The sequence below is a fragment of the Variovorax sp. 05N34 genome (genome assembly GCF_056397405.1).
In genome coordinates this window covers 104,658-120,310 of record NZ_JBFTNI010000001.1, presented here as the reverse complement: position 1 = coordinate 120,310, position 15,653 = coordinate 104,658, and the positions used below count along the sequence as shown (strand labels likewise).

General features: G+C 63.0%; 13 protein-coding genes. 7 read left to right on the top strand and 6 right to left on the bottom strand.

Features of this window, described 5'->3' with window-relative positions; all coding sequences use genetic code 11:
- Positions 1 to 40: 40 nt before the first annotated feature.
- Both AC1DMA_RS00650 and AC1DMA_RS00645 read left to right on the top strand, forming a co-directional pair.
- Positions 41 to 1,048, top strand: a complete 1,008-nt coding sequence (locus AC1DMA_RS00650; RefSeq protein WP_478123388.1) for a D-2-hydroxyacid dehydrogenase family protein — start codon at positions 41 to 43, stop codon at positions 1,046 to 1,048.
- Positions 1,045 to 2,217: an MFS transporter gene (locus tag AC1DMA_RS00645; RefSeq protein ID WP_478142936.1), complete on the top strand. Its 1,173-nt coding sequence runs from the start codon at positions 1,045 to 1,047 to the stop codon at positions 2,215 to 2,217. Before AC1DMA_RS00650 ends, AC1DMA_RS00645 begins: the two co-directional genes overlap by 4 nt.
- Here AC1DMA_RS00645 and AC1DMA_RS00640 read toward each other — a convergent pair.
- The gene (locus AC1DMA_RS00640) at positions 2,207 to 4,372 is read right to left on the bottom strand and encodes a tetratricopeptide repeat protein (protein WP_478142935.1); all 2,166 of its coding nucleotides are present in this window, start codon (positions 4,370 to 4,372) and stop codon (positions 2,207 to 2,209) included. The two genes, AC1DMA_RS00645 and AC1DMA_RS00640, sit on opposite strands and share 11 nt — an antisense overlap.
- A 146-nt stretch (positions 4,373 to 4,518) precedes the next feature.
- On the opposite strand from AC1DMA_RS00640, the gene AC1DMA_RS00635 reads away from it, so the two are divergent.
- From AC1DMA_RS00635 to AC1DMA_RS00615, 5 genes are read left to right on the top strand one after another with little or no spacing between them, the layout of a single operon-like run.
- Positions 4,519 to 6,039, top strand: coding sequence for a 3-hydroxyacyl-CoA dehydrogenase (locus AC1DMA_RS00635; RefSeq protein WP_478142934.1), 1,521 nt, complete (start codon positions 4,519 to 4,521; stop codon positions 6,037 to 6,039).
- 32 nt (positions 6,040 to 6,071) lie between these two features.
- Positions 6,072 to 6,851 carry an oxepin-CoA hydrolase, alternative type gene (locus AC1DMA_RS00630; protein WP_478123392.1) on the top strand — a complete coding sequence of 260 codons (780 nt, stop codon included), beginning with the start codon at positions 6,072 to 6,074 and terminating at the stop codon, positions 6,849 to 6,851.
- Between the two features lie 56 nt (positions 6,852 to 6,907).
- On the top strand, positions 6,908 to 7,630 hold the full coding sequence (locus AC1DMA_RS00625) for a Crp/Fnr family transcriptional regulator (protein WP_478142933.1): 723 nt from the start codon (positions 6,908 to 6,910) through the stop codon (positions 7,628 to 7,630).
- Between the two features lie 13 nt (positions 7,631 to 7,643).
- Positions 7,644 to 8,732, top strand: a complete 1,089-nt coding sequence (locus tag AC1DMA_RS00620; RefSeq protein ID WP_478142932.1) for a phosphotransferase — start codon at positions 7,644 to 7,646, stop codon at positions 8,730 to 8,732.
- Positions 8,733 to 8,773: 41 nt separating this feature from the next.
- On the top strand, positions 8,774 to 10,045 hold the full coding sequence (locus AC1DMA_RS00615; RefSeq protein ID WP_478123395.1) for an acyl-CoA dehydrogenase family protein: 1,272 nt from the start codon (positions 8,774 to 8,776) through the stop codon (positions 10,043 to 10,045).
- Between the two features lie 68 nt (positions 10,046 to 10,113).
- Here AC1DMA_RS00615 and AC1DMA_RS00610 read toward each other — a convergent pair whose 3' ends face one another.
- The 5 genes from AC1DMA_RS00610 to AC1DMA_RS00590 all read right to left on the bottom strand — a co-directional run bounded on the left by AC1DMA_RS00610 (position 10,114) and on the right by AC1DMA_RS00590 (position 15,635).
- Positions 10,114 to 10,617 (bottom strand): GNAT family N-acetyltransferase, encoded by a 504-nt coding sequence (locus tag AC1DMA_RS00610; protein ID WP_478123396.1) that lies wholly within the window; start codon positions 10,615 to 10,617, stop codon positions 10,114 to 10,116.
- A 12-nt stretch (positions 10,618 to 10,629) separates the two neighbouring features.
- Positions 10,630 to 11,964: a phosphoglucosamine mutase gene (gene glmM, locus AC1DMA_RS00605; RefSeq protein WP_478142931.1), complete on the bottom strand. Its 1,335-nt coding sequence runs from the start codon at positions 11,962 to 11,964 to the stop codon at positions 10,630 to 10,632.
- Between the two features lie 2 nt (positions 11,965 to 11,966).
- Complete coding sequence (gene folP / locus AC1DMA_RS00600) at positions 11,967 to 12,821, bottom strand: dihydropteroate synthase (protein WP_478142930.1); 855 nt, start codon at positions 12,819 to 12,821, stop codon at positions 11,967 to 11,969.
- Positions 12,822 to 12,879: 58 nt separating this feature from the next.
- Positions 12,880 to 14,799 (bottom strand): ATP-dependent zinc metalloprotease FtsH, encoded by a 1,920-nt coding sequence (ftsH, locus tag AC1DMA_RS00595; RefSeq protein ID WP_478123399.1) that lies wholly within the window; start codon positions 14,797 to 14,799, stop codon positions 12,880 to 12,882.
- 167 nt (positions 14,800 to 14,966) lie between these two features.
- Positions 14,967 to 15,635, bottom strand: coding sequence for an RlmE family RNA methyltransferase (locus tag AC1DMA_RS00590; protein WP_478123400.1), 669 nt, complete (start codon positions 15,633 to 15,635; stop codon positions 14,967 to 14,969).
- Positions 15,636 to 15,653: the final 18 nt, after the last annotated feature.

Genomic DNA, 15,653 nt, shown 5'->3' with positions numbered 1-15,653 from the left:
CGACACAGCACGTGGGCGGTGCGAGGCACAATGGCACGCCATGAACATTGTGATCCTCGACGATTATCAGGACGCGGTGCGCAAGCTCAAGTGCGCAGCCAAGCTCGACGCTTATGCGGCCAAGGTCTACACCAACACAGTCAAGGGCATCGGGCAACTCTCGGTCCGCCTCAAGGATGCCGAAGTGATTGTGTTGATCCGTGAGCGCACCAACATCTCCAGGCAACTCATCGAAAAGCTGCCGAAGCTGAGACTCATCTCCCAGACAGGTCGCGTCGGCAGTCACGTCGACGTGAATGCCTGTTCCGAGTTCGGCATCGCCGTCGCCGAAGGCTCGGGCTCGCCGCTGGCCCCGGCCGAGCTGACCTGGGCCCTGATCATGGCCGCCATGCGCCGGCTGCCCCAATACATCAGCAACCTGAAGCACGGCGCCTGGCAGCAGTCGGGCCTCAAGTCGGCGTCGATGCCTCCGAACTTCGGCCTGGGCTCGGTGCTCAAGGGCAAGACGCTCTGCATCTGGGGGTATGGCCGCATCGGCCAATTGGTCGCTCGCTATGGGCAGGCTTTCGGCATGCAGGTGGTCATCTGGGGCCGGGAGCAAAGCTGCGCCAAGGCAAGGTCCGATGGCTTCCAGGTCGCATCGGACCGAGACACCTTCTTCGCCGCGGCCGATGTCCTGTCGGTTCACCTGAGGCTGACGGAAGAGACGCGCGGGCTTGTGACGCTAGAAGACCTGTCGCGCATGAAACCGACGGCGCTGTTCGTGAACACGTCGCGCGCGGAGCTTGTCGAGCAAGACGCTCTTCTTGCTGCGCTCAATCGTGGTCGGCCTGGCCTCGCCGCCATTGATGTGTTCGAAAGCGAGCCGCCGCTGCAAGGCCACGCGCTGCTCCGCCTCGAAAACTGCATCTGCACGCCACACATCGGCTATGTCGAGCAAGACAGCTACGAGATGTACTTCGGGCAAGCCTTCGACAACGTCGTCAGCTTCATCAAGGGCAATCCGACCAACATCGTCAATCCTGGCGCGCTGCAGGTCCGGCGTTGAGACAGTCGGCACCGTCGGCCGCGCTGTGGTCCCTGCTGGCTGGCAACTTCGTGATCGGCACGGGCGTGATGGTCGTGCCCGGAACGCTCAATGAGCTCAGTGCATCACTGCAGGTTAGCGCTGCAACCGCCGGCCAGTTGATCACCGCCGCGGCGGTCGTGATGTGTCTCGGGGCTCCGTTGCTTGCCGCCGTCGTCGCCGGGTGGGATCGCCGCGTGCTGCTGACCTGCACGATGCTCTGGTACGCGGGCGGGCATCTTGTTGCGACCCTGATGCCGAACTTCGTCGGACTGCTTGTCGTCCGCATGTTGACGGTGGTGGCGCCAGCCATCTTCACGCCGCAGGCAGCCGCTTGTGTCGGTCTCCTGGTGCCGAACGAACAGCGCGGGCGTGCCGTCACTTTCGTCTTTCTCGGATGGTCGATGGCGTCAGTGCTGGGGCTTCCGATCGGCGCGCTGATAGGCGGCCATTTCGGGTGGAGGCCCGCATTCCTGCTGATCTCGATGTTGTCGCTCGTGAGCGCCATCTGGGTCTGGCGGCAACTGCCCTCCGGCATTCGACCCGCTGCGTTGTCGCGCGAGTCGTGGGGCCGTGTGTTCAAAAGTCCTTTGCTGATGGGTGTGGTGTGCGTCACCGCGCTGCAGGGGTCCGGGCAGTTTGTCTTGTTCAGCTATTTCGCCCCGCTGCTCAAGCAGCAGCTGGGTGCAAACGCCACTCAACAGGGCCTCATGTGGGCTTGGTTCGGTGCTTGCGGCGTGGTGGGCAACGTGCTCGTCAGCCGCTACATCGACCGTGTGGGGCCACCGCGCATGGTCTTGCTGACGACAGCGTTGATCGCTTTGAGTTTGCTGCTCTGGCCGCTCGGCGTCACGCTGGTATGGCTCGCGCTGCTGCTGACGCCATGGGGACTGGGCTGCTTCGCGACCAATTCGGCGCAACAGGCGCGCCTAGTGTCTCTCGAGCCTTCGCTTGCGCCTGGATCGGTCGCACTGAACAGTTCAGGGATCTACATCGGTCAGGCCATCGGTGCAGCAGCCGGGGGCTGGCTCCTCGCTAACGACGAATCCGCATGGATGAGCTGGGTTGGCTTTGCGACGATGCTCTTTGCCATTGCGCTCAGCATCGCTGTCGAAAAGGCGCAGCGGCGCGCCCCCGCTTTCAGCGCTTGATGATCGGGCGCGGGGCGATTTCCGCTTCGGTGCTCGGATCGAAGAGTTCGAAGTCGATCAGATGCGGGTCGGTCGAAGGCGCTGGCGGCGCCTTGGGCTGCTCGAGCGGCGTCGGCATCGTCTCGTAAGCCGTTTTGTCGAATTCGGCAAGATCGAGTTCAAGCGGAGGCCTCTCTGGCGTTGGCGCCGGAGCATCGACGTCCGCCGGCAGCGTCGCCGCGGCATCCGGGATCAGCACGGTGTCATGTTGCAAACGCTCGTCGATCGACCCATAGATCGACGGCGGAAGGACAGGACCGTCCTTTATTGCAGGCGGCTCCGTTTCCGGGCCGAGAGGCGCAGTCGCCGTCAGCTCGCCATCATGCCCATAGGTGTCCGCAAACGCCTGCGGCGTCACCAGGACCGGCGGCGCGCTCGCGGGTTCGATGACTTCCTTGGCCAGGGAATAGAGCAGCAGAAGCTCCTGGTAGGCGGCAAGATCGAAGGCCCCGTCCTCGTGGACACCGGGCTTTCGGAAAATCAGTTCTTCGATAAAGGCCAAAGTGCTCGGCGCAGGCCATTGCGATTCGATGCGCGCCAGGGCGCTTCGATAGTGTTCGAGGCCCTTGCCCGTATCCGTGAAATTCTCGAATGCGGGCACGTCGGCATTGAATGCCCGCTCGAACTCTTCGGCGACGCCGGCGTAGTCGTCCTCGCGCCCGAGCGCATGGTAGATCCGCAAAAGGTCGAGGTACGCCAGCGCACTGGTGCCGGGGTTGGCTTCGATGTGCTCCCGCAAAACCGCAATGGCCTGATCGTGCTGGCCCAGCGAGAGGAAGAAGTCCGACTGCTGCTGCACGTCCAGAAGTTCTTCGGTATTGACGAGCCGCGCCGGCACGCTTTCCAAGGCGCGAGAGGGATGCGGCGGCTCGCCGAAATCACTGTCGGCGTGATCAGGTACCGCAAGCGGCTTTGCACCGAAAGTCGACACGCCGAGGCTGCGCTTGCGCGGCTGCTCATGCGGCTCCGAATCGGGATCCGAGTCCAAATCCTCATCTTCGTCAAGCAAACCGCCGTGCCGCCGAACGCGCTTCGCTCCGAGCTTTGGCTTCGGGTCGCCGCGCTTCAATTCCGAATCACCCCACCACGCGGGCGCCACAGCCCTGCGCGACATGCGCCACAGCAGCAGTATGCCGACCAGAGCCAACAACAATGCGAGGAGCAGCGCGTAGACGAGCGGATTGCGATATTGGCTTTCCCGTGCCTGTGCCAGTTCGCTCCGCATATCGGCCAGTGCGCGCTGATTCTGCGCCGTTTGATCGCGCAAAGCGGCTAGCGTGGCATCCATTTCCTTGGCGCGCTGGGCATCGCGCCGGGCCTGCTCGGCGGCAGGATCCAGGGCACCCCAGAGAGCGGCGGCCGCCGCCCGGCGAGTTGGATCCTCGACGGCCGGCAAGCTCAATCGGCTGGTCGATTTCAGGCCTGCGTCTTTTGCCGGCTCCGGCTCCAACGCATCCACCTGGAGTCGAGGTCCTGCGGCGACGGGTGCCGCCTTCGCCGGCTGAGCAGCCGGGGATGCCTGAGCCACATTGACAGCACGCGAAGCGGCCGGCGCCTGAACGACGGCAGCGCGACGAGGTGCGGGCGAGGCGCTTGGTTTGCGCTGCGCGGACGTTGCCGGATCGCGGTCGGATGTCGAGTCGGCCGATGCCGCAGAGCGTTTCGCCCCCGTCGCCGCCCCATCGGAACCGGACGCTCCGCCGCTGCCGGCCGTACGCGACACCGGGCGCAGGGATGCCCGCGGTGCGGTCGCCACTTCTACGGAGGCGCGAGCACTGGCAAACGCAACACCCGGCGGCGTCACGTCCGAAGGCACATCCGCAAGCAGCACATAGCTCCGGCTCGTCTTCGTGTCGCACCCGGCGCGGACGGTCACCGTGACGACCGGTTCTTCGACGGGGACTGTCGAGCGCACCCGGATGTTCGAATTGCCCGGACTCCCGCCTGCTTCCAGCGATACAGTCACTCGCCGGTCGAGCATGGGCGTGTCCCCTTGCAAGATATCGGCGTTGAGGCATAGGGAGCCTCCGTCCTCGGTGGCTGCCAGCGAGATCGGGATCACCATGTCGATCGGCTTGCCGATCCAGACGGCGCCCTGGGGCCGGCCTATCGTCAAGGCGGATGATTCGAGGACGACCCCGAAAAGAAGCAGGCTCGCCGCCAAGCGTGGAAATCGCAAAATAGGCTTCAAGAAGCAATCAAAAGTTGACACATTCTGACATGTGCGTCAGGGACCCCGACCCACGGAGAGACAATTATCAAATGACTGTGAACTTTTCCAACACCGCCGTGATCGGCGCCGGCGCAATGGGGCGAGGCATTGCCCAAATCGCTGCCCAAGCCGGAAGCAAGGTCTTCCTTCTGGACAGCTTCGAAGGCGCAGCTCTGCGCGGCCGCGACGCCATTCTTGCCCAATGGCAAAAGCAACACGAAAAAGGCAAGCTCGACGCGACACAACGCGATGAGTTGTCCAGCCGCGTGATCGCCGTCGATTCGATGCAGGAGCTCGCCGGCTGCGATCTCGTGATCGAGGCGGTGATCGAAGACCTCGAGGTCAAGCGTCGTTTGTTCAGCGATCTCGAAGCCGCCGTCGCGCCTTCGGCGACCTTGGTCACCAACACATCGTCCCTCTCAGTCACTGCCATTGCCGCCGCGCTGAAACATCCCGAGCGCATGGCCGGCTTTCATTTCTTCAACCCGGTCCCGCTGATGAAAGTCGTGGAGGTGGTAGCCGGTTTCAAGACGGACCCTGAAGTCTGCCGCCGGCTTTCAGGCTATGCCAAGCAGATGGGCCACAGCGCGGTCCAGGCGAAGGACACGCCCGGTTTCATCGTCAACCACGCGGGGCGCGGCTACGGCACCGAAGCATTGCGCATCGCCAGCGAAGGGGTCGCGGATTTCGCGACGATCGACCGCATCCTCAAGGATCAGGCGGGCTTCCGACTCGGGCCCTTCGAGTTGCTGGACCTGACGGCGCTCGACGTCTCGCACCCAGTCATGGAGTCGATCTATCGCCAGTACTACGACGAACCGCGATATCGCCCGAGCGTGATCACGGCACAACGGCTGGCCGCCGGCGCGCTGGGCCGCAAGACGGGCGAAGGCTTCTATCGCTATGTCGACGGTGCCATTCAACAGACCCCCGAGGCGCCATCGCCCACCGTCGACGCCATGCCGGCGGTTTGGGTGTCTCCCCGCGCAGCCCGGCGCCCTGAGCTGCTGCGGCTGGTGCATGCGCTTGGCGCCCAACTCGAAAGTGGTGCAACGCCCTCTCCTTCCGCGCTGATTCTGGTTGCGCCCCTAGGCTTCGATGTGACAACCGTGGCGGCCGTCGAACGGCTTGACGCCACGCGCACCGTCGGCATTGACATGATGATCGATGATGCCGCGACCAAGCGGCGCGTCATCGCAACCAATCCTGCAACACGCCGGGACATGCGCGACGCGGCGCATGCACTGTTCGCGCGCGACGGCAAGGCAGTCAGCGTGATCCGCGACAGCGGTGGCTTCGTCACGCAACGCGTGGTCGCCACCATCGTGAACATCGCCTGCGACATGTGCCAGCAAGGCGTTTGCACGCCCGCCGATCTCGACTTGGCGGTGCGGCTCGGCCTCGGCTATCCGCAAGGTCCGTTGGCAATGGGTGACTTGTACGGCCCGACCAACATGCTGGAGGTGCTGTTCAACTTGCAGACCGTGTACGGCGACCCGCGCTATCGCCCGAGCCCTTGGCTGCGCCGCCGCGGAGCGCTCGGCCTGAGCCTCACACATCAAGAAGAGTAAAGAGCAGAACCCTGAGACACACGAGACCACCCATGACCGCAGAACTCAAGAGCACCACAGAAGGCAGCACGATGGTGCTGACGCTTTCCAACCCATCGCAGCGCAATGCGCTCGGGCCCGAGATGTACGCGGCAGGCATCGAGGCGCTCAACGGCGCCGAGAACAGTGCTGAGATCCGCAGCGTCGTCTTCGTCGGCGAAGGCAAATGGTTCTGCGCGGGCGGATCCCTGCAACGGCTCCAGAACAACCGGACGCTCGATCCCTCGGTGCAGGCCGAAAGCATCGAGGCATTGCACACCTGGATCGACACGATCCGCACGTTTCCCAAGCCTGTCATCGCCGCGGTCGAAGGAGCGGCCGCAGGCGCGGGCTTTTCGTTGGCGCTGGCGTGCGACTTGGTCGTGTCCGCACGCGACGCCGTCTTCGCGGCGTCATACAGCAATGTCGCACTGTCGCCGGACGGCGGTCTGAGTTGGCATCTCGGACGGATGCTGCCCCGCCAACTGGCCAGCGAATGGCTCATGCTGGGCGAGCGCCTCGATGCATCGCGCCTGCATGCATTGGGCCTGATCAACGAGATCACCGAAAACGGCCAGGCTCTTTCAGGTGCTCTCGCGCTTGCCGCAAAGCTCAATGCGCGCGCGCCGAACTCGATGGCAAGCATCAAGGAACTGCTCGGTGAAGCTCGCGGCGCCACGCTCGTTTCGCAGCTGTCGGCAGAGCGTGACCACTTCGTTCGCAATCTTCATCACGCGAATGCGGGTATTGGCATCGCCGCCTTTCTCGACAAGCAAACACCTCGCTACGAATAGCAGCAGGTCGCTCTCGCGACAGCCCCTACCCCTTTCAGTCACCGACAGGACAGTCCATGGACGACCCCATTCTTACCATCGAAGAACGAGAAGCGATCAACGGTGGTCGCTGGTTTTCTTCACTTTCCCCCTCACTGCGCCACGACATCCTCCGATGTGCATTCGTCAAACGCTACAAGGACGGCGAACTGATTGCCGCTCGCGGCGATCCGCCCGAGCAGTGGATCGCGTGTGCGAAGGGAGCCGTGCGTGTGAGTTCGACCGCAGTGTCGGGCAAGCAAGTCACGCTGACTTATGTGGAGCCGGGCATCTGGTTTGGCGACGTGGCGATCTTCGATGGAGATCGGCGCACGCACGATGCCTATGCGCATGGCGATTCGACGATTCTTTGCGTGGCCCGTGCGGACTTCCAGAAGATCCTGTCCAATCACATCGAGCTCTACGAAGCGCTGATGCGGCTTCAGGCGCGACGGATTCGGCAGTTGTTCGGGCTGGTCGAGGATCTCAATACCCTGCCCTTGCGAGCACGCCTGGCCAAGCAACTCGTTCATCTGGTGCGCAGCTATGGCGTGCCGAATCTCGCGGACGGCAGCCAGATGCGGATCGGGCTGCAACTCGCGCAGGAAGAACTCGCCCAGTTGCTCGGCGCGTCGCGCCAACGCGTCAACCAGGAACTGAAGGCCATGGAGCGCGAGGAAGCGATCCGCATCGAACCAGCCGGTCTGGTGGTGCTCGATCGCTCGGCGCTGATGCGGATTTCGGAAGCCGACGACCAATAAAGACTGCAGAGACATGACCCAGGACTTCGAAAAATTCGTCGGCACGCGTGCCGTCTCTCCGCAGCACGTCGTCGACATCGACGCGCTGACTGCATGGCTCGAAAAGAACCTCGACGGTTTCAAGGGCCCGCTCACGATCGAGATGTTCAAGGGCGGCCAGTCCAATCCGACCTACAAGCTCGTCACGCCCGCGCAAAGCTATGTGATGCGCGCCAAGCCGGGGCCTGTCGCCAAGCTGCTGCCGTCCGCCCATGCCGTCGAGCGCGAATTCAAGGTCATGAGCGGCCTTGCAGGCACAGACGTGCCCGTGCCGCGCATGTACTGCCTTTGCGAAGACGAGGCAGTCATCGGCCGTGCCTTCTATGTCATGGAGTTCATGGCCGGACGCGTTCTGTGGGACCAGGCCCTGCCTGGTATGAGCAATGCCGAGCGCACCGCAATCTACGACGAAATGAACCGGGTGATCGCGGCGCTGCATTCAGTGAAGTTCGCCGAGCGCGGCTTGGCGGACTACGGCAAGCCGGGCAACTACTTCGAACGCCAGATCGGCCGCTGGAGCAAGCAGTACGTGGCGTCGGTCACGCAGCCGATTCCGGAGATGGATCGGCTGATGGAATGGCTGCCGGCGCACATCCCAGCCAGTGCCCGCGATGAGAAGATGACTTCGATCGTCCATGGCGACTACCGCCTGGACAACTTGATGTTCCACGCCACCGAGCCGCGTGCTATTGCCGTGCTCGACTGGGAGCTGTCGACGCTGGGCCATCCGCTCGCCGACTTCAGCTACCACTGCATGTCCTGGCACATCGCGCCAGGTTCATTCCGTGGCATTGGCGGGCTCGACTTCAAGAGTCTGGGCATCCCGACCGAGAGCGAATACATCCGCAAATACTGCGACCGAACCGGCATCACGACGCCCGAGGCGCTCGCACCAGACTGGAACTTCTATCAGGCCTACAACCTGTTCCGCATGGCAGCGATCTTGCAAGGTATTGCCAAGCGGGTCGAGGCCGGCACTGCGTCCAGCGAGCAGGCAGTGGCTTCCGGCCGCGGCGCGCGCCCGATGGCCGAAATGGCATGGCAATTCGCAGAACGGGCATGAGCTCGCGATGAGCGCCTGAACCCTTAACACCAGGAGACGAAATGGACTTCGAATATTCGGCCAAAACCAAAGACTTGCAGAAGCGCGTCGCGGCCTTCATGGAAGACTACATCTACCCCGCTGAAGCCGAGTATTCGGCCGAACTCGCGGCGAACACGGCCGCCGGCAAGCGGTGGACCGCACTCAACACCGTCGAGAAGCTCAAGACCAAAGCCAAGGCGGCCGGCTTGTGGAATCTGTTCCTGCCGGTCGACAGCGCCGCGGCATCGGGCTACGAAGGCGCAGGCCTGACCAATCAGGAATACGCACCGCTCGCCGAAATCATGGGACGTGTGCCATGGGCTAGCGAGGCTTTCAACTGCTCGGCGCCCGACACCGGCAACATGGAAACGATCGCGCGCTATGGCTCCGACGAGATCAAGGCACGCTGGCTCAAGCCACTGCTCGAAGGCCAGATCCGCTCTGCGTTCGCAATGACGGAACCTGACGTGGCATCGAGCGACGCCACCAACATCTCGACCCGGATCGAGCGCCAGGGAGACGAGTACGTCATCAACGGCCGCAAATGGTGGATCTCGGGTGCTGCCGACCCGCGCTGTGCGGTCTTCATCACGATGGGCAAGTCGGAACCTGACGCGCCCAGGCATTCACAGCAGAGCATGGTGATCGTGCCGGCCGATACCAAAGGCATTCGCATCGTGCGGCCACTCAATGTCATGGGCTACGACGATGCGCCACACGGGCACGTCGAAATGTATTTCGAGAATGTTCGCGTGCCAGTGGGCAACATCCTGCTGGGCGAGGGCCGCGGCTTCGAAATCGCACAAGGCCGGCTTGGCCCTGGACGCATTCACCACTGCATGCGCTTGATCGGGCTGGCGGAGCGCGCCCTCGAACTGATGTGCAAGCGCGCCTCGTCGCGGGTGGCTTTCGGCAAGACGGTTGCATCGCAGACCGTGACGCAGGAACGCATCGCCGAAGCGCGTTGCAAGATCGACATGGCGCGGCTGTTGACCCTCAAGGCCGCGTGGCTCATGGACGTCGCCGGCAATAAGGTCGCAAAGACTGAAATCGCAATGATCAAGGTCGTGGCGCCCAGCATGGCCTGCCAGGTCATTGATTGGGCCATGCAGGTCCACGGCGGCGGCGGCATGTGCGACGACTTCCCGCTCGCCTACGCCTACGCCGGCGCGCGCACGCTGCGCTTTGCGGATGGTCCGGACGAGGTCCATCGCAACGCCATCGCAAAGTGGGAACTCGGCAAGTACGCGCCGAGCAAGGGCGACGAAGGAATGCCCGTCACTCGCTTCTAATCCAGAAACACCGCGGAACTGGCTTTGCCAGGCCGCTGGTGTTGCCCCCGGTCAGAGGGGGTGGGCGGCTACACGAAGTGAGCCAACCTGGGGGCGAGCTTTTTCTCCAGGAATATGGCGCTGCCGAAGGCAGGGTCGAGCTGGAAGCTGGCGAAGCCTTCGCGCTCATACGCTCGCAGCGCGCTCCGATTTCCGGAAAGCACCTCCAATGTGAGCTTGCACGCGCCGCGCGTTCGTGCCTCCGCCTCGACGTGCGCGAACATGCGCTGCGTGACCCGCTGCCCGCGATGAGTGGCCAACACCACGACGTCGTGGACGTTCACGAGCGGCTGACACGCAAAGGTAGAAAAGCCCTCGATGCAGTTGATGAGGCCCACAGCCTGCTCACCGTCATAGGCCAGCACGCTGAAGGCTTGCGGGCGTGCTGCCAAGGCTTCGGGCAAGCCGGCCAGCACGCTGGGGGCAAGCGGAGTTCCACCGCCAGCAGGATCCCGCGCATAGGTGTCAAGCAAGTCGACCAGTGCGCGTGCATGCGCGGGATTGCGGTAGTCCGCCGTCAAGACGTTGATCATGGCCGCCCCACTTCAACCCGCTTCGACTGCTGCGACCAACCGCCGCGCGCACGCCTCGGCTTGCGCGGCATCCTTGGCCTCGACCATCACGCGAAGAAGCGGCTCGGTGCCGCTGGCGCGAATCAGCACGCGGCCTGAGTCGCCCAGTTCAGCCTCGGCGCGCTCCGTTTCGGCCGCGAGCGCCCGGTTGGCCTTCCAATCCTGGCCCTCGCTCAACCGAATATTGATGAGTGTTTGCGGAAAGAGCGTCACGCCCGCGAGCAGTTCAGCCACGCTGCGGCCGCTTCGCACGCATGCTTGAAGCACCTGCAGCGCGCTGACGATGCCGTCGCCCGTGGTGTGGCGATCTAATGCCAGCAGGTGGCCCGAGCCTTCGCCGCCGAGCAGCCAATTGCGCTTGTCGAGTTCTTCCAGAACATAGCGGTCACCGACCCGGGCCCGCACGAATTCGATCCCGTGAGCCCTCAGGCCCATCTCGACCGCCTTGTTGGTCATCAGCGTGCCGACGACACCAGCGGGCTTTTCGCCGCGCGCGATGCGCTCCATCGCCATCAGGTACAGCAACTCATCGCCATTGAAAAGCCGCCCGCTGGCATCGACCAGTTGCAAACGATCGGCGTCGCCATCGAGCGCGATGCCGTAGTCGGCACCTTGCGTCTTCACGGCATCGATCAAGGCTTGCGGATGCGTCGCCCCGAAATCCTTGTTGATGTTGAGACCGTCCGGTGCGCATCCGATGCTCGTCACTTCCGCGCCCAACTCGTGAAAGACGGAAGGCGCCACTTGGTAGGCGGCGCCGTGCGCTGCGTCAACGACGAGCTTGTGATTTCGCAGCGTCAGGTCGGTGGCGAAGGTGCTCTTGCAGAATTCGATGTAGCGCCCGGGCGCGTCGTTCAGGCGTCGCGCCTTGCCGAGATTCTTTGAATCGACCCAGACTGGTGGCTCCTTCAACACGGCTTCGACCGCCAGCTCCCATTCGTCGCTGAGCTTGGTGCCCTGCGCGCTGAAGAACTTGATGCCGTTATCTGGGTAGGCGTTGTGACTGGCGCTAATGACGACGCCGAGACTCGCGCGTTGCGCCCGCGTCAGGTAGGCCACGCCCGGAGTGGGCAGCGGCCCGAGCAGAACGACATCGACACCCGCGGAATTGAACCCGGACTCGAGCGCCGACTCCAGCATGTACCCGGAGATGCGGGTGTCCTTGCCAATCAGCACGGTCGGCCGCGCTTCCGACTTCTTGAGCACACGGCCGACGGCGTGGGCAAGGCGCAATACAAAGTCAGGCGTGATCGGCGCTTGCCCGACCGTTCCGCGAATGCCATCGGTTCCGAAATACTGCCTTGTCATCGTTATGTTTCCTGTCCTCGTTGTTCTTGCTTCATGGCGCACCAAACGGAGAGCGCCGCCACTGTCTCACGCACATCGTGCACGCGCACGATCGATGCGCCCTGCTCCACGGCCAGCACGGCGGCCGCGACGCTGGGCACCATGCGATCCCGCGCCGATTCGATGCCTGCGACCGCGCCCAGTGAAGACTTGCGAGACCATCCTGCGAGCAACGGCCAACCCGACACGAGCAGCTCGCGTTGACGGCCCAGCAGAGCGAAATTCTGCACCACAGTCTTGCCGAAGCCGATGCCCGGATCGATCACGATCCTGTCCGGCTTGACGCCCAGAGTCGTCAGCGCCGATGCGCGCTCCACCAGGAAGGTGTGAACGGCAGGAACAACGTCGCCGATCATCGGTGCGACTTGCATGGTCTGCGGATCGCGATGCATGTGCATCAGGCAAACGCCGCAGAGCGGATGCGCCGCAATGGCTTCCAGCGCACCCGGCCGCCGTAGCGCCCACACATCATTGATGATGTCAGCGCCGAATTCCAGCACTGCACGCATGACCTCGGGTTTGTAGGTGTCGACGGAGATTGGCACTCCAAGTTTCACCGCTTCGCGAACGACAGGCACCACGCGCGCCAGTTCCGCATCGAGAAGTACGGCGGGACTTCCGGGGCGGGTCGACTCACCGCCGATGTCGAGAATGTCCGCACCCTGTATGACCAACTCGGCGCAATGACGCACAGCGGCTTCAGTGGACGCATGGGCGCCGCCGTCGGAGAACGAGTCAGGCGTGACGTTGACGATGCCCATCACCTTGGGCTGGGCCAAATCGATCGCGAAGCGCGAGGTGCGCCAGATCGCCGTCATTCCCCGGCTCCATGAAAAAACGGGGCCAGAGGCCCCGTTGATCGCCAAAGCGTCATGCTCAGGCTGCAGTCGGTGTCGGGTCGGGGTTCACCGCCGGCGTTCCGCCACTGCCGCCGCCGCTGCCCGAAGGCGGAATACGCGGCGTCCAGTCTTTTGGAGGACGCGGCGCACGGCCCGCCATGATGTCGTCGAGTTGCTCGGTGTCGATGGTTTCCCATTCGAGCAGCGCCTTGGCCATCGCATGCATCTTGTCGCTGTTTTCCTCGATCAGGCGGCGCGCCAGGGCGTACTGCTCATCGATGATGCGGCGAACTTCGGCATCCACCTTCTGCATGGTCGACTCGCTCATGTTCGTGGTCTTGGTGACCGAGCGTCCGAGGAATACTTCGCCCTCGTTTTCAGCGTACACCATTGGGCCCAGCGATTCGGTCATGCCATAGCGCATCACCATGTCGCGAGCGATCTGGGTCGCGCGTTCGAAGTCGTTGCTCGCGCCGGTCGTCATCTGGTGCATGAAGACTTCTTCAGCAATACGTCCACCAAAGAGCATGCTGATCTGGTTCAGCATGTATTCGCGGTCGTAGCTGTAGCGGTCCTGCGCAGGCAGGCTCATCGTCACGCCAAGGGCACGGCCGCGCGGAATGATGGTGACCTTGTGCACCGGGTCGCACTTGGGCAACAGTTTGCCGATGAGCGCATGGCCCGACTCGTGATAGGCAGTGTTGCGTCGCTCTTCCTCGGGCATGACCATGCTCTTGCGCTCGGGGCCCATGAAGATCTTGTCCTTGGCCTTCTCGAAGTCCTGCATTTCGACGACGCGCGCATTGCGGCGCGCGGCCATTAGCGCGGCTTCGTTGCACAGGTTGGCGAGATCCGCGCCCGACATGCCTGGAGTGCCGCGCGCAATGATGCTCGCGTTGACGTCCTGCCCCAAGGGCACCTTCCGCATGTGGACGTTGAGGATCTGTTCGCGGCCCCGAATGTCCGGCAGAGTCACATAGACCTGGCGGTCGAAGCGACCTGGACGCAGCAGCGCCGCATCGAGAATGTCCGGCCGATTGGTTGCAGCGACGACGATCACGCCAAGATTGGTCTCGAAGCCATCCATCTCGACCAGCATCTGATTGAGGGTCTGTTCCCGCTCGTCGTTGCCACCGCCGAGGCCGGCGCCGCGCTGGCGGCCGACAGCGTCGATTTCATCGATGAAGATGATGCAAGGCGCGTTCTTCTTGGCGTTCTCGAACATGTCTCGGACGCGCGCAGCACCCACACCGACGAACATTTCGACGAAATCCGAACCCGAGATCGAGAAGAACGGGACCTTGGCTTCTCCTGCGATGCTCTTGGCCAGGAGCGTCTTGCCGGTGCCTGGAGGGCCGACGAGCAACAGGCCCCGCGGGATGCGGCCACCCAATTTCTGGAACTTCGCCGGGTCCTTAAGGAAATCGACGACTTCCTTGACCTCCTCCTTCGCCTCGTCGCAACCTGCGACGTCCGCAAAAGTGACCTGGTTGTTGTTCTCGTCGAGCATCCGAGCCTTGCTCTTGCCGAAGCTGAAGGCGCCGCCTTTGCCGCCCCCCTGCATCTGTCGCATGAAGTAGACCCACACGCCGATCAGGAGCAGCATCGGCCCCCAACTTACCAGCAGCGTCATGAGGAGGGAGCCTTCTTCACGCGGCTTGACGTCGAACTTGACGTTGTTGGCGATCAGGTCGCCGACGAGGCCGCGGTCGAGATAGGTGGCCGTCGTGCGGATCTTGCGGTCGTCGTTGGTGATCGCGACGATCTCGCTGCCGCCCTGGCCTTCCTGGATCGTGGCGCTCTTGATGCGGTTACTGCGGACCTCCTCGAGGAAGTCCGAATACCCGATGTTGCCTGCGCCGGCTACGCCGCGGGTGTCGAACTGCTTGAACACAGTGAACAACACCATCGCAATGACGAGCCATACGGCAACTTTGGAAAACCACTGATTGTTCAAACGAAGCTCCAGTCGAAAGCGCGTGCCATGAAAAACTAAAAACGCGCTGTGGGGACGCAATTGGCGACCATTTTAGGCTTTTCAATCTGCGAAAAGCCCTAATTTCCCCATAGCAGCCATAGGGGGCAAACGGTTTTAAGACAGTCGTATGCCGGACGGCCGCCGTATCACTTTGTATCCGGACTCTTGATTCCGATGCCCACCATGAAGGTCTCCGAGGATTTATCGCGCGAAGCCTTCGGTTTGAAGGGCTTTACGACGCGAAAGTTGTCCTTGAAAAGCTGGGTCAGCTCGCTGTAGCCACTTCCATGAAACAGCTTGGCAACGAGGGTGCCCTCGGGCTTCATGTGATGCCGTGCGAAGTCGATTGCAAGCTCGATCAGGTGCGCAACACGGGCGGTGTCGGCAGACGCGATCCCTGAGAGGTTCGGGGCCATGTCGGAGACGACCACATCCGCCAAGCGGCCGGACATCGCCTCAGACAGGCGCCCAAGCACTTCGGCCTCACGAAAATCGCCCTGAAGGAAGGTCACCCCTTCGATCGGCTCCATGGGAAGGATGTCTAGCGCAATGATGGTTCCCGCGAGTTCTCCCGCGGCCGCTCCGCCGGGTGAGAGCCGTCGCCGCACGTACTGGCTCCAGGCACCAGGCGTGGAGCCCAGGTCGACCACCATATGCCCCGGCTTGATAAGACCGAGGCTTTCGTCGATTTCCTTCAACTTGTAGGCGGCGCGAGCCCTGTAGCCCTCTCGAGAAGCGAGTTTGACGTATGGGTCATTCACGTGGTCGTGCAGCCACGCCTTGTTGACCTTCTTGGCTTTCGGTTTGGGATTCATTGACATCGATAATACGGG

Excerpts from the sequence above, each read along its gene's own strand:
- AC1DMA_RS00650 (WP_478123388.1), top strand. The coding sequence starts at position 41 with ATGAACATTGTGATCCTCGACGATTATCAGGACGCGGTGCGCAAGCTC.
- AC1DMA_RS00635 (WP_478142934.1), top strand. The coding sequence starts at position 4,519 with ATGACTGTGAACTTTTCCAACACCGCCGTGATCGGCGCCGGCGCAATG.
- AC1DMA_RS00630 (WP_478123392.1), top strand. The coding sequence starts at position 6,072 with ATGACCGCAGAACTCAAGAGCACCACAGAAGGCAGCACGATGGTGCTG.
- AC1DMA_RS00625 (WP_478142933.1), top strand. The coding sequence starts at position 6,908 with ATGGACGACCCCATTCTTACCATCGAAGAACGAGAAGCGATCAACGGT.
- AC1DMA_RS00620 (WP_478142932.1), top strand. The coding sequence starts at position 7,644 with ATGACCCAGGACTTCGAAAAATTCGTCGGCACGCGTGCCGTCTCTCCG.
- AC1DMA_RS00615 (WP_478123395.1), top strand. The coding sequence starts at position 8,774 with ATGGACTTCGAATATTCGGCCAAAACCAAAGACTTGCAGAAGCGCGTC.
- AC1DMA_RS00610 (WP_478123396.1), bottom strand. The coding sequence starts at position 10,617 with ATGATCAACGTCTTGACGGCGGACTACCGCAATCCCGCGCATGCACGC.
- glmM (WP_478142931.1), bottom strand. The coding sequence starts at position 11,964 with ATGACAAGGCAGTATTTCGGAACCGATGGCATTCGCGGAACGGTCGGG.
- folP (WP_478142930.1), bottom strand. The coding sequence starts at position 12,821 with ATGACGGCGATCTGGCGCACCTCGCGCTTCGCGATCGATTTGGCCCAG.
- AC1DMA_RS00590 (WP_478123400.1), bottom strand. The coding sequence starts at position 15,635 with ATGAATCCCAAACCGAAAGCCAAGAAGGTCAACAAGGCGTGGCTGCAC.